This is a genomic window from Hyphococcus aureus (assembly GCF_042643165.1).
Lineage (GTDB): Bacteria > Pseudomonadota > Alphaproteobacteria > Caulobacterales > Parvularculaceae > Hyphococcus > Hyphococcus aureus.
Window position 1 is genome coordinate 658,329 of sequence record NZ_JBHRSH010000001.1, and the last position, 13,074, is coordinate 671,402.

Sequence of the window (13,074 nt, forward strand, 5' to 3'; positions counted from 1 at the left end):
TTAGTATGTGCTTTCTGGAGCCACTAAGCCCCGACTTTTTCAGGTGGATGCGTGCCGCCAGCTCCTGGCTGACCAAGCTGCGACTCGCCAGCAAGCGCATGGGCAGGGTCGCCTTTCATGGTATCGAGATGCATGAGTTTCTTGATAATCGGAGAAATCAGCAACATGACAACTCCAACGCCCATCGCGACATAAGCCACATTTGTGTAAACCTCAGCATAGCCCGCCTTCGCCGCAGCTACATCTGTCAGCTGACCGCCAATGGTTTCTGCTCCTGTCGTTCGTGCGATCACGCCGGCAAGATAATTCGATAGACCCGAATACAAAAACCAGGCCCCCATGCTCATACCCACGGCGCGTGCAGGGGCAAGTTTAGTTACCTGTGACAAGCCAACCGGCGACAGCATCAACTCACCCATGGTGTGTATCCAATAGATGAGGAAGATAAAATACACGGCGGTTAAACCTGCCCCAGCGCCTGAAGCTGAGATGCCGCCGACTAGCGACAAGAAACCAAGCCCCGCCAAGAAAACACCAAACGCGAATTTCACCGGAGCAGACGGTTCCAATTTTCGTTTGGATAGCGCGACCCACATCCACGCAAAGAGCGGCGCGAAGAGCACTATGAAACCTGCATTTAGCGCCTGAAAAACTGGCGTTTCAACATTCCAACCAAATATGTTCCGGTCAACAAATCTTGCGGTAAACAGAGTCAGAGACGAACCAGCTTGCTCAAACAACGCCCAAAATGGAATTTGCGCAAGGATAAAGTAAATCGCCGCCAGCATCCGATCGCGTTCTTCGCCCGCCAATTTGGTAATGGCGTAACCAACAAGAAATAGAAAAACCAAGACCCCCAGAATGCCGACAAACCATTCCGGCACCAAATGGGCATTCATAACGGTACCCATCGCAAAAACGATGATGCCAACACCAGCGAGGTAACACGCCCACTCGACATTAATCGGACCGATAAATTTCTCTTTTAATTTCTCAGCGCTTGGCGGATCCGCACGACCCTCAAGCCAAGGCTGGAACACGAGAAAGGTGAGCAGACCAGCAAGCATGCCGACACCTGCAAGGCCAAAACCCCAGTTCCAACCGTAACGAATGCCAATAATGCCAACAGTGAGTGACGATAACAACGAGCCAAGATTGATGCCCATATAAAATATCGTGAAGCCTGAATCTCGTCTTGTGTCGCCTAACCCATAAAGGGCGCCAACGATGGTAGAGATATTTGCTTTCAAAAAACCAACACCGGCGATGATAAGAGCCAACGCGAGATAGAGAATGTTGACGAACAGCTCTTCCTGCTCAACTCTCGTCGTGTACTCCGCCCTTGCAATCGTTACCGGAAGGCCAACCGCCGCCGGATTGTCAATAATCATCTCCGTGGCGCCGTCATTGAAGGAAATCTTTGATGTACCCGTTTCCGCAATGATGATCTGATCGGCGTCTCCGCCACGCCCCTCAAGCGTGATTTGGTAGTCTTGCCCTTGATAGGTAAGTATCTCTTTCGAGCCACTCCCTTCAAACGCCATGAGGCCGTGCCCCATAACTAGCAAGATAGCGCCATAGGTCACTGCCTTGCGCTGCCCCAAATAACGGTCGGCGAGCGAGCCGCCGATGATCGTCATGACATAAACCAGCGCCGTATAGGCGCCGTACATGACCGCAGATCGTTCATCTGAAAACAGGAAATGCTGGGTGAGATAAAGAATGAGAAGACCACGCATCCCGTAATAGGAAAAGCGCTCCCACATCTCCGTGAAAAACAAAATATAAAGACCACGGGGGTGACCAAAGATCGTCTTTTCACCCGCTGGAATCGTTATCGCTTCGCTCATATTAGCTCCCTCTTGCGGCCGCCATTTTAAACCGCCCGCTGGATATTCGCCCCTTGGACGCGCCTTCCGGGCGCGCAATTGGCGCGCACTGTAGGCTGGAAAGCGCCGTCAAATCCAGAGCTTAGACAGATTTTGCCATGAATGGCGAAGCCCAAGGGGCGTTGCTGGCGCAATCTGTCACAAGATTGTGTCCCGAGTTCGCGTTTCGTACAGGTTCTTAGCGGGAGAGCCGGATTTACTCCGGCCGGTCGTGGCGAAGACCCGCTTTGGCGATTCCGGCGCGGGCGCATTCCGCATCTTCCGATCCCGCAGCGCCCGAGACGCCGACACCGCCAAGAGGAACGCCGTCCTTGCTGAAGATCGCCTCGCCGCCCTCAAAGATAGCGATGTTGGGCGCCGCCGCGAGAGCCGGAAATTCCTTGGCGCGCTCTGCGGACCCTTTGGTCGGCCCAGCAAAGGAGGCGCTGGCGTTCGCTTTCCACTGGGAAATCTCGATTGTGCCCAGAAGAGCGTCATCCATGCGTAGAAAGGCCATGAGATTGCGGCCCTGATCGAGCACGGTGATGTTCAGCTTCCATCCCTTTTCAAGGGCGTAGGCTTCACAGCCGGCGACAATCGCCTTGGCGGAAGCGGAGGTAAGCGCCGGGCGCGTTTCCTGCGCCGCCGAAATTCCCGTAAGCGTCGCAGCCGCCGCCATTGCGGACAGAAATAATCTTTTCATGAATGTCCCCTCTCATTGACGCAACAAACAGAGCGCACAATTCCCGCCTTCATTTTGATTTGAAAAACAACGCGCGCGCAAGGCCGACTCCGGAAATCAAGAGCCAAAACATCTCAATTACAAAAGATGCGGCGTTGAAGGTGTGCGAGAGCGAAAAGAGAATAAGCAAAGCGCCAATGCCGTTCAGCGCGGGATATAGAGGCTGGCGCACATCCATACGGCCCACTTGCGAAAGGAAATAGGTGCCCACCACAAGGCTGACGCCGGCAAAGCCGACAAAATCAGGAAGCGCCAATTGCATCCCGCACTGTTTAGATTATTCCGCCCGGATGTCGAGGTTGTTTATGAGCCGCATCAAAAAGCGCGCACAGCGATGAATCCGACGGCGAGACAACCAGCAAGCGCGAGGCTCATCACAAGGCCGTCACGGGCGGTGATTGCAACGCCAAAGAGGACAATTGTCCAGGCTGGCGCCGCCACAGCAAAGGGAACCGCATCGAAAGGGATCATCAATATCCCAAGCGCCGTCACGAAAATCGCTGCAGCGCGCCGCATCGCCTCACCGGCGGCCCAGGTCCAGCGCTCCGTAATCAGATGATCGATAAAACGCAGCGGCTTATCCATTTTACGGCGCACCTCACGGAGCTTTTCCTCGGAGATGGATTGCTTCAACGCGATGTCAGGCAACCATGGATGATTAAGCCCAAGCGCCATTTGCAGCGCGAGGATGGCGATGACGACGCCGACCACCGCCGCGGCGCCCGGAATCACCGCCAACGGCGTACCGCCGACAAAACCGAGCACAATAAATAACGGGCCATAGCTGCGGTCGTCCCAGGCCCTGAGAAGAGCGCGCAAACTGACGCGCCCATTTTCCGACTGCGCGATGGCGTCGTCTACGATTGATTCAAGCGGTGCGTCGCCATCCGCCACAGAATTGGATTGCCGGGATACAGACATGACAGGCCAACACTGGCGGAACCGAGCCGTTCCGGCAAGCGCCTAGGCTTGCATCGTCCAGCCTTCGACACCCATGGCGGCCTGACGAACAGCCTCGGACCGGGTGGGGTGAGCGTGACAGGTGCGGGCGATGTCTTCCGACGCGCCGCCAAACTCCATGACGGCGACAGCTTCAGCGATGAGCTCGCCCGCTTCGACGCCGACAATATGCACGCCGAGCACCTTATCGGTTTGCGCATCCGCCAGCACTTTCACAAAACCATCCGTCTCGTGATTGGTTTTCGCGCGCGAATTGGCGGCGAAGGGGAACTTGCCGGTTTTGTAGTTGACGCCCGCGTCTTTCAGCTGCTCTTCGGTTTTGCCGACCGAGGCGACCTCGGGATAGGTGTAAACGACATTCGGCACGAGATCATAATTCACATGCCCCGCCTTGCCGGCGATCAGTTCGATGCAGGCGGTTCCGTCTTCTTCCGCCTTGTGAGCGAGCATCGGTCCATGGATCGCATCGCCAAGCGCCCAGATGCCGGGAACATTGGTTTTAAAATGATCGGTTTCGATAAAACCGCGCTTGTCGGTTTTGACGCCAACGGTTTCAAGGCCAAGCCCTTGCGTATAGGGGCGGCGGCCGATGGCGACCAGCACTGCATCGCAGTCCACGGTTTCCGCTTCGCCGCCTTTAGCGGGTTCGACGGTGAGTTGAACGCCGGACTTCGTCGTCTTCGCGCCCGTGACTTTGGCGCCGAGCTTGAACTCCATGCCTTGTTTTTTAAGGATGCGCTGAAACTGTTTCGAGACTTCATCGTCCATCGGCGGCAGAATTTTGTCGAGGAACTCGACAACCGTCACCTTAGAGCCGAGACGCCGCCAGACCGAACCGAGCTCCAGCCCGATAACGCCGCCGCCAATTACCACGAGGTGATCGGGCACTTTGGCGAGATCAAGCGCGCCCGTGGACGAGACAATCTGTTTTTCGTCAATTTCGACACCCGGCAGCGGGGTCACCTCCGAGCCCGTTGCGATGATGATATTTTTGGTTTCGAGCTTTTTGTCGCCGTCAGCGCCAGAGACGAGAACGCGGGTCGCGGACAGGATTTCACCCGATCCAAAATAAACGTCGGCCTTGTTTTTCTTCATCAGAAATTCGACGCCTTTGGTCAGCCCCTCGACCGCATCGTCTTTCTGTTTCAGCATCTGTTTCAGATCGAGCTTCAGCCCGCCGGTTTCGATGCCGAGGCTCGCGAAATCCTTTTCGGCAATTTCGTAAAGCTGCGAAGCGTGAAGCAGCGCCTTTGACGGGATACAGCCGACATTGAGGCAGGTGCCGCCGAGCTTTTTATTGTCGCGCTTTTCGATGATCGCGGTCTTGAGGCCCAGCTGTCCGGCGCGGATCGCCGCATTATAGCCGCCGGGGCCGGCGCCGATGATCACGACGTCATATTGATCGGTCATAAGTTCATTCCGCTTCAATGATAAATGGGGAGGCTGCGTCTTCCGGAAAAATCACGGATTCAAAATCACCATTCGGCGATTTGATCAGGCCGAACTCGAATCTCAAACCCCAGGGGCCGCGGCCGAAATGCGCCTTGCTCAGTTGAAACTCACGCGCCTCGGAAGGGATAAACTTGGCGCGGTGCGTATCGCCTTCGCCCTGATAACCGTTGAAGCGAACGGCGTTCGCGGACCAGCCCGTAATCTGCCACCAACGATCACTTTCAGCGGTCTCGGGCGCGCCATCTTCATCCTCCGCCGCCCATTCTCCCAGTTGGGCCGAGACATGGAGATTGCGGGGTGCTTCAAGACCGGGAGAGTCGACCACAAGATCAACAGCACCAAAGCTTTCCGGCGGCAGCGACGCGCACAGCCAGACATAACGCTGATCCTGGAAAACAAAAAGCGTCATATCTTGAGAAAACGAAACGGTTTGGACGCCTAGGTCGGCATATTCATCGCAGGCGCCGTCCAGCAAGGGATAGCCAGCGTCACTCTGCTCGGCGCATCCGAAACAAGAGAACAGCGCCAAGCCGCTGACAACCGATTCAATCCTGAAAGCCACGACTAAAGATCAAGCAGCAGGCGCTGCGGGTCTTCTAGATTTTCCTTCACGCGCACAAGGAAAGTGACGGCGCCTTTGCCGTCGACGATGCGGTGATCATAGGACATGGCTAGATACATCATCGGGCGGATAACGACTTCGCCATTGCGCGCGATGGGACGCTGCTCAATCCTGTGCATCCCGAGGATACCCGATTGCGGCTGGTTCAGGATCGGCGTCGAGAGAAGCGAGCCGTAAATGCCGCCATTGGTGATGGTGAAAGTGCCGCCCTGCATCTCTTCGATCTTCAGATCGCCGGAACGGGCGCGACGGCCGAAATCAGCGATTTCGAGCTCGATCTCCGCCATGCTCTTCATGTCCGCATCGCGAATGACGGGCACGACAAGACCTTTATCCGTGCCCACCGCAATGCCAATATCGTAATGGTTTTTGTAGATGATGTCGGTTCCGTCGATCTCGGCGTTGACGTCCGGCACTTCCTTCAGCGCATGGACGCAGGCTTTCGCGAAAAACGACATGAAACCGAGCTTGATGCCATGTTTCTTTTCGAACAGCTCTTTGTACTGACCTCTGAGCTCCATCACCGCCGTCATGTCGACGTCGTTGAAAGTGGTCAGCATCGCCGCTGTGTCCTGCGCCTCTTTCAGACGCCGCGCGATGGTCTGGCGCAGGCGGGACATTTTCACCCGCTCTTCGCGCGGGCCCAAATCTTTCGGTGCGCTGGGCGCTTTTGCCTGCGCGGGTTTTACGTCGGCTTTCAACGCATCGCCCTTGGTGATGCGTCCGCCCTTGCCGGTGCCCTCGATAGATGACGGATCAAGTCCGCGTTCCGCTACGACGCGGCGCGGCGCTGGCGACAATTCAGCCGACGGACGCGGGCGGGCGCCCTCCATAACGCTTTCGCCGGACGCAGCGACTTCGCGCGGCGAGGGATCATTGACGCCGTTCGTCGCGGCGCCATTGGATTTGCCTGCGCTCGCGCCTTCAGCGATGACGGCGATCACAGCGCCGACTTCCACCGTATCGCCTTCCTGCGCGCGGATGTCTTTCAGAACACCGGAAGCAGGCGACGGCACGTCCATCGCCGCCTTGTCCGTCTCCAGACTGACCAGCGGCTCGTCGAGTTCAACGGTGTCGCCGACCTTTTTGAACCATTCGCCAATATCGGCTTCGGTGACGGACTCACCCGACGCCGGCACAGTGACTTCAATCTCTTTGCCCGAAGCCGCTGCTGCCTTTTTCGGCGCAGGCGCTTTCGTTTCCGCTTTCTTGGCCGGAGCTGAAGCCTTCCCCTCGGCTTCAATGGAGCCAAGAAGCGCATCAACTTCCACCGTGTCGCCTTCCTGCGCAGCGATCGAAGACAACACGCCAGCAGCAGGCGCGGGAACCTCTACCGACACTTTATCGGTCTCAAGCTCTACAAGCGGCTCATCGACAGCAACCGCCTCGCCTTCTTTCTTCATCCACCTTGCAATCGTCGCCTCTGTGACGCTTTCGCCGAGGGTGGGCACGCGGATTTCGGTAGTCATTTATTTTTCTCCAATGACGATGGCCGCTTAGACGGTCAGCGCCTTAAACGGTCAGGGCCTCGTCCAGAAATTCTGCAAGTTCCTGCTTGTGCCGGCTCATCAGACCGGTCGCGGGCGACGCCGCCGCGGCCCGGCCCACATAACGCGGGCGCTTGTGCTTGGCGTCAATCTGGCCCAGCGCCCATTCGAGATTGGGGTCCATAAAGAACCAGGAGCCCATATTTTTCGGCTCTTCCTGGCACCAGACCATCTCGGCGTTCCGGAAACGCTGCAACTCATTGATGATCGACATGGCCGGGAATGGATAGAACTGCTCAACACGCAGCAGATAGACATTGTCGACGCCGCGCTTTTCGCGCTCTTCGAGAAGATCATAATAGACCTTGCCGGCACACATGACGACGCGTTTGATTTTGCTGTCGGAAACAAGCTTCACAGTCGAGCCGGGACGATACTCAGCGTCATCCCACAGCACCCGGTGGAAAGAAGAGCCGGGGCCCATCTCTTCCAGCGTGGACACGCATTTCTTGTGACGCAGCAGCGACTTCGGCGTCATCAGAACGAGCGGCTTGCGGAAATTGCGGCGCATCTGGCGGCGCAGGATATGGAAATAGTTCGCCGGCGTCGTGCAGTTGGCGACCTGCATATTATCCTGGGCGCAAAGCTGAAGGAAGCGTTCGAGGCGCGCGGAAGAATGTTCCGGGCCCTGGCCTTCATAGCCATGCGGCAACAACAGAACGAGGCCGCACATACGCAGCCATTTGCGCTCACCCGATGAAATGAACTGGTCGATAATTGTCTGCGCGCCATTGGCGAAGTCGCCGAATTGACCTTCCCACAGAACAAGGAATTTCGGGTTAGCGAGCGAGTAGCCATATTCAAAACCCATCACCGCAAATTCGGAGAGGTTTGAGTCATGAACCTCGAATGTCGCCTCACCGCCATTAAGATGACGCAACGGCGTATAGGTTTTTTCGGTTTCCTGATCGATGAAGACGGCGTGGCGCTGGGAGAACGTGCCGCGTCGGGAATCCTGTCCCGACAACCGAACGCCGAATCCTTCGCGCAGGAGCGACCCGAAAGCGAGCGCTTCCGCCGTCGCCCAGTCGATCCCTTCACCCGTATCGAACATTTTCTTTTTCTGATCGAGAATGCGCGCCAGGGTTTTGTGGATGTTGAAGGTTTTCGGATAATGCGTCAGCGCGGCGCCGATCTGCTTCAGCTCATCAACGCCAATCGCCGTGTCGCCGCGACGATCGTCATCGACCGGCGGCACAAAGCCCGACCACTGTCCGTCGAGCCAATCAGCCTTGTTGGGCTTGAACGCTTCAGCGGCCGCGAATTCTGCGTCAAGGAACTCGCGGAATTTCGCCTGCTCCGCCTCGGTCTGCTCAGCGCTGAGCACGCCCTCTGCGACCAGACGGTCGGCATAGATTGCCTGTGTCGTCTTTTGTGTACGGATCTTTTTGTACATTTTCGGCTGGGTGAAGCTCGGCTCGTCGCCTTCATTGTGACCAAAGCGGCGATAACAGAACATGTCGATGACAACGTCAGAGCCGAATTTCTGGCGGAATTCCGTCGCGACTTTCGCCGCATAGGTCACGGCTTCCGGATCGTCGCCGTTGACATGGAAAATCGGCGCCTCAACCATCTTCGCCACGTCGGACGGATATGGCGAAGAACGCGAGAATTTAGGGCTGGTCGTAAAACCGATCTGATTGTTGACAATGAAATGGATCGTGCCGCCGGCGCGATAGCCGCGAAGACCGGAAAAACCGAAACATTCCGCGATAATGCCCTGACCGGCGAAGGCCGCATCGCCATGGAGAAGCAGCGGCAAAACATGGGTGCGGGGCTGGTCGAGATCGGGCGCTTCGATACGGTCCTGTTTCGAGCGCGCCTTGCCGAGAACGACCGGGTTCACCGCCTCAAGATGGGACGGGTTCGCCGTGAGTGACAGGTGCACCTTGTTGCCGTCAAAGGCGCGATCCGAAGAGGCGCCGAGGTGGTATTTTACGTCCCCTGACCCGCCGACATCGTCCGGCGTCACCGAGCCGCCCTGAAATTCGTGGAAGATGTGATGGTAGGGTTTGCCCATCACCGCCGCGAGCACATTCAACCGCCCGCGATGGGGCATGCCGATGACGATTTCCTGAACGCCCAAGGCGCCGCCGCGCTTGATGATCTGCTCCAGCGCTGGAACCATCGACTCGCCGCCATCGAGACCAAAACGCTTAGTCCCTGTGTATTTGGTGTTCAGGAAGTTCTCGAAGCCTTCCGCCTCCACCAGCTTGTTATAGATGGCGCGCTTGCCTTCTTTGGTGAAGTTGATGTCCTTGTCCGGCCCTTCAATGCGCTGTTGCAGCCAGGCTTTCTGATCCGGATCGGTAATGTGCATGAACTCGACAGCGAATGTGCCGCAATAGGTCCGCTGCAGAATGTCGAGGATCTGCCGCAGGCTCGCCGTTTCAAGGCCCAGCACATGATCAATGAAGATCGGGCGGTCCATGTCCTCTTCGGTGAATCCGAGGCTTTTGGGATCGAGTTCGGGATGAACGGTCGGCGTCGACAGCCCGAGAGGATCAAGATCGGCAATCAGATGTCCGCGAATGCGATAGGCGCGGATCAGCATCAGCGCCCTTAAGGAATCCTTGGTCGCCTGCAGAACGCCGCCAGCCTGTTCGATGACCGGCGTGGCGCCCGCGCTTTTTTCGATTTTGGCTTTGAGCTTCGGCTCCAGCGCCGACCAGTCGCCGTCGAGTGCGGCCGTCAGCTCGCCATTGACCTTGGGCGGCCAGTCCTTGCGCGACCAGCTCGGGCCCTCAAAAGCCGGCGAAGCGTCTGTTTCTCTTTCGAAAAACGCCCGCCAGTCTTCACTGACAGAGGACGGATCAGCCGCATAGCGGGCATATTGCGCTTCAAGATATTGCGCATTCGATCCCGAGAGAACCGTTTCGATGTCCAGCTTGCTTTCAGCTGATCGTGCGGGAGCTTCCCCGTCTTTGGCCATTACTTCAGTCCGTCATTACGCCGTCTTGACGATAGCTCCCCTAGATACGCCAACTTTCGAGCGATTCAATCACCATTGGAGCGATCTCTTAACGATAAAACTCTTTATTTTTTGAGAATTTCAAGAAGGGTGCGCCCCATGGCCGCCGGGGTCGGAGAAACCGCGATGCCGGCCGATTTCATGGCCTCGATCTTGGCCGCCGCTGTGTCGTCTGCGCCGGAAACCAGCGCCCCGGCATGTCCCATGCGCCGTCCCGGCGGCGCCGTGACGCCGGCGATAAAGCCGACCGTGGGCTTTTTGGTCTTGTGGGACGCCAGAAACTTGGCCGCATCAGCTTCCGCCGACCCGCCGATTTCGCCGATCATGATTATGGAATGGGTCTCGTCATCGTGAAGGAACATGTCGAGTATTTCGATGAAATCGGTGCCTTTGACCGGATCGCCGCCGATCCCGACGCAGGTCGACTGCCCCAGGCCGGCCATGGTGGTCTGATGAACCGCCTCATAGGTGAGTGTGCCGGAGCGGGAAATGACGCCAACATGGCCCTTACGGTGAATATGGCCGGGCATGATCCCGATCTTGCATTCATCTGGCGTAATGACGCCGGGGCAATTCGGTCCCACGAGCCGGGTCTTTGAACCATCAAGCGCCCGCTTGACCTTGACCATATCGAGAACCGGAATGCCCTCGGTGATACAAATGGCGAGCGGGATCTCGGCGTCGATCGCCTCGAGGATCGAATCCGCTGCGAAGGGGGGCGGGACATAGATCACGGTGGCGTCCGCCCCGGTTTTCTCACGCGCCTCGGCGACGGTGTCGAACACCGGCAGGGTCTTGCCTTTCGCAGGCTCGCCCGCCTCCCAGACCGAACCGCCTTTGCCGGGCGTGACGCCGCCGACCATCTTGGTGCCGTAGGCGATCGCCTGTTCAGTATGGAACGTGCCGGTCTTTCCGGTCAGGCCCTGACAGATGACCTTGGTGTTCTTGTCGATTAAAATGGACATTTGAGAAGATTCTCTTGAGGCGGAAGGAAGTGAGCCTCTACTAACCAAGGCCCCGCTGCGCCGCAATGGCCGCCGCCGCCTTTTCTACGGAACTTTAGCGCTCGATAGCCCGTTTCCGCACATTCCGGGCAGGCACAACCCAATGCATGAAAACAAGAACGCGATGCTCGAAGGCGCCATGAGGGCGGGATATGGCGCCCGTGGCTTCGTTTATCTGACAATCGGCATGCTGGCGGTGTTCGCCGCCGTGAATGGCGGTGAGGCGGAAGGCTCCACCGGGGCGCTCAATTATCTCTCAAGACAGCCCTTTGGCGTCGTCCTGGTCGGCGGGGTGGCGCTCGGGTTTTTCGCTTTCGCCCTGTGGCGTTTCACCGATGCAGCGCTTGATCTGGAAAATGAAGGCGACCACGCCCGCGGGGCCGGCTCGCGGATGACAAAAGTTTTCTCCGGCGCGGCGCATCTCTTTTTGGGCGCCACAGCCGTCACCATCATGATCCGCGGCTTCAAGGCCGAAGAGAATTCAGCCGCCAACTGGAGCGCGGCGGTCATGGGCGCCCCGTTCGGGCGATGGGCGGTGGCGCTGGCGGGCCTGATCGCTATCGGCGTCGGCCTCTATTTTTTCTTCAAATCCGGCGCGCGGACATATCGCGACGATTTGCGCGAGACGGATGTCACCAGGTGGCTTGCGCCTTTGGTCAGGTTCGGCCTCGCGGCCCACGGGATGGTGCTTTTGATCATTGGCGGGATGGTGACCTATGCGGGCTGGACCACCAATCCTGACCGCGCCGTCGGGCTGGGCGAAGCCCTGGCGCTTTTGGAAACACAGCCTTTCGGACGCACTCTCTTGGGGCTCGCCGGGGCCGGCATGGTCGCCTTCGCCCTCTATTGCTTTGTCCTCGCCGTCTATCGCGTACCCCTCACCATTACCCGGTCCGACCTCCCCGAGCCGGTCTCATAAAAAAGCGTGTGGAGCAATCGCCACGAAATTGTCATGGAACAGTCTCGCGCGCGCAACATTTAGTCGCCAGATAGGCCGCGCTGAAAGCTTACTTGCTTTGAAGCCCCTCCGACTTAAGCCGCGCGGCCTTCCCGCGCGGCTTTTTTCATTCAGGCGCCGAGGTCCGGCAGGTCCGTTTTCGTGCGTTTGGAGACGTGCTCGCCCGTATTCACCGTCCCGGCGTTTTCAATCAGCATGATCCAGCATTCCTCTTCAGCGACTGGCATATGCTCCACACCCGCCGGCACCGTGATGAAGTCGCCCTCCGCCATTTCCACATCGCGATCACGAAAGCGCATGGTGAAAGCGCCCTTCACGACGAAGAAGGCTTCGTCAATACCGTCATGATGGTGCCATTCAAAGGCGCCCTCGATCTTGGCGAGGCGCACTTCCTGCCCGTTCACGCGGGCGGCGATATGCGGCGACCATTGCTCGTCAATGCGATCGAACGCGCGGGGAATATTGATTTTCTGCAAGAGAACCTCCGGCATAGTGAGACATGAAAGCATAGCGCCGCTGCGGAACGAATTCGCCTGCCGCCTGTTGCCTAAACGTCATCGACAAAAAGGAGAATTACTATGCCGACAGCAGCAGGACATACAACCGCCATTCGCGCCTCGCGCGTCATCGGCACGCCTGTTTATAATACGGCAGGCGACCAGATCGGTGAAATCGAAGACGTCATGCTCGACAAGACGACGAACAACATCATGTTCGGCGTCGTGGGCTTTGGCGGCTTTCTCGGCATCGGTGAAAAATATCATCCGATCCCCTGGGCGAGCCTCGATTATCAAAAACAAAAGGGCGGCTATATCGTCCCTTACACCAAGGAACAGCTTGAACAGGCGCCTTGCGATTCCCTGCATGAGCTGACCGAAAATGACGACCTCGGTTTCCGTGACGCCGCTTATGATTATTACAAGGCGGAGCGTTACTGGGTCTGACCCCAA

Annotated in this window: 12 protein-coding genes; 2 read left to right on the forward strand and 10 right to left on the reverse strand. The window is 57.6% G+C overall.

From position 1 onward, the window contains the following. Positions 1-23: 23 nt before the first annotated feature. From ACFOOP_RS03025 to sucD, 9 genes are all read right to left on the reverse strand, one after another. Entirely contained in the window at positions 24-1,850 is a 1,827-nt protein-coding gene (locus tag ACFOOP_RS03025) for a peptide MFS transporter (RefSeq protein ID WP_379879385.1), read from the reverse strand. Positions 1,851-2,085: 235 nt separating this feature from the next. Next, complete coding sequence (locus tag ACFOOP_RS03030; protein WP_379879386.1) at positions 2,086-2,571, reverse strand: GlcG/HbpS family heme-binding protein; 486 nt, start codon at positions 2,569-2,571, stop codon at positions 2,086-2,088. Positions 2,572-2,620: 49 nt separating this feature from the next. Next, positions 2,621-2,872 carry a CBU_0592 family membrane protein gene (locus ACFOOP_RS03035; protein ID WP_379879387.1) on the reverse strand — a complete coding sequence of 84 codons (252 nt, stop codon included), beginning with the start codon at positions 2,870-2,872 and terminating at the stop codon, positions 2,621-2,623. Between the two features lie 53 nt (positions 2,873-2,925). Next, positions 2,926-3,531, reverse strand: coding sequence for an exopolysaccharide biosynthesis protein (locus ACFOOP_RS03040; RefSeq protein WP_379879388.1), 606 nt, complete (start codon positions 3,529-3,531; stop codon positions 2,926-2,928). A 42-nt stretch (positions 3,532-3,573) separates the two neighbouring features. Further along, on the reverse strand, positions 3,574-4,980 hold the full coding sequence (gene lpdA, locus ACFOOP_RS03045; RefSeq protein WP_379879389.1) for a dihydrolipoyl dehydrogenase: 1,407 nt from the start codon (positions 4,978-4,980) through the stop codon (positions 3,574-3,576). Between the two features lie 4 nt (positions 4,981-4,984). Further along, positions 4,985-5,584 carry a hypothetical protein gene (locus tag ACFOOP_RS03050; protein WP_379879390.1) on the reverse strand — a complete coding sequence of 200 codons (600 nt, stop codon included), beginning with the start codon at positions 5,582-5,584 and terminating at the stop codon, positions 4,985-4,987. Positions 5,585-5,586: 2 nt separating this feature from the next. Beyond that, on the reverse strand, positions 5,587-7,113 hold the full coding sequence (gene odhB, locus ACFOOP_RS03055; RefSeq protein WP_379879391.1) for a 2-oxoglutarate dehydrogenase complex dihydrolipoyllysine-residue succinyltransferase: 1,527 nt from the start codon (positions 7,111-7,113) through the stop codon (positions 5,587-5,589). A gap of 43 nt (positions 7,114-7,156) precedes the next feature. Further along, positions 7,157-10,123: a 2-oxoglutarate dehydrogenase E1 component gene (locus tag ACFOOP_RS03060; protein WP_379879392.1), complete on the reverse strand. Its 2,967-nt coding sequence runs from the start codon at positions 10,121-10,123 to the stop codon at positions 7,157-7,159. Positions 10,124-10,227: 104 nt separating this feature from the next. Next, complete coding sequence (gene sucD / locus ACFOOP_RS03065) at positions 10,228-11,127, reverse strand: succinate--CoA ligase subunit alpha (RefSeq protein WP_379879393.1); 900 nt, start codon at positions 11,125-11,127, stop codon at positions 10,228-10,230. A 142-nt stretch (positions 11,128-11,269) separates the two neighbouring features. On the opposite strand from sucD, the gene ACFOOP_RS03070 reads away from it, so the two are divergent. Beyond that, positions 11,270-12,085: a DUF1206 domain-containing protein gene (locus tag ACFOOP_RS03070; RefSeq protein ID WP_379879394.1), complete on the forward strand. Its 816-nt coding sequence runs from the start codon at positions 11,270-11,272 to the stop codon at positions 12,083-12,085. Positions 12,086-12,234: 149 nt separating this feature from the next. Here ACFOOP_RS03070 and ACFOOP_RS03075 read toward each other — a convergent pair whose 3' ends face one another. Then, positions 12,235-12,600 (reverse strand): cupin domain-containing protein, encoded by a 366-nt coding sequence (locus ACFOOP_RS03075; RefSeq protein WP_379879395.1) that lies wholly within the window; start codon positions 12,598-12,600, stop codon positions 12,235-12,237. Positions 12,601-12,702: 102 nt separating this feature from the next. Between ACFOOP_RS03075 and ACFOOP_RS03080 the strand changes: the two genes are divergently transcribed. After that, positions 12,703-13,068, forward strand: coding sequence for a PRC-barrel domain-containing protein (locus ACFOOP_RS03080; protein ID WP_379879396.1), 366 nt, complete (start codon positions 12,703-12,705; stop codon positions 13,066-13,068). The last annotated feature ends 6 nt before the right edge of the window (positions 13,069-13,074 follow it).

Coding starts and splice junctions, on each gene's coding strand:
- ACFOOP_RS03080 (WP_379879396.1), top strand. CDS start 12,703: ATGCCGACAGCAGCAGGACATACAACCGCCATTCGCGCCTCGCGCGTC.
- lpdA (WP_379879389.1), bottom strand. CDS start 4,980: ATGACCGATCAATATGACGTCGTGATCATCGGCGCCGGCCCCGGCGGC.
- ACFOOP_RS03035 (WP_379879387.1), bottom strand. CDS start 2,872: ATGCAATTGGCGCTTCCTGATTTTGTCGGCTTTGCCGGCGTCAGCCTT.
- ACFOOP_RS03060 (WP_379879392.1), bottom strand. CDS start 10,123: ATGGCCAAAGACGGGGAAGCTCCCGCACGATCAGCTGAAAGCAAGCTG.
- ACFOOP_RS03070 (WP_379879394.1), top strand. CDS start 11,270: ATGCATGAAAACAAGAACGCGATGCTCGAAGGCGCCATGAGGGCGGGA.
- ACFOOP_RS03040 (WP_379879388.1), bottom strand. CDS start 3,531: ATGTCTGTATCCCGGCAATCCAATTCTGTGGCGGATGGCGACGCACCG.
- sucD (WP_379879393.1), bottom strand. CDS start 11,127: ATGTCCATTTTAATCGACAAGAACACCAAGGTCATCTGTCAGGGCCTG.
- ACFOOP_RS03030 (WP_379879386.1), bottom strand. CDS start 2,571: ATGAAAAGATTATTTCTGTCCGCAATGGCGGCGGCTGCGACGCTTACG.
- odhB (WP_379879391.1), bottom strand. CDS start 7,113: ATGACTACCGAAATCCGCGTGCCCACCCTCGGCGAAAGCGTCACAGAG.
- ACFOOP_RS03025 (WP_379879385.1), bottom strand. CDS start 1,850: ATGAGCGAAGCGATAACGATTCCAGCGGGTGAAAAGACGATCTTTGGT.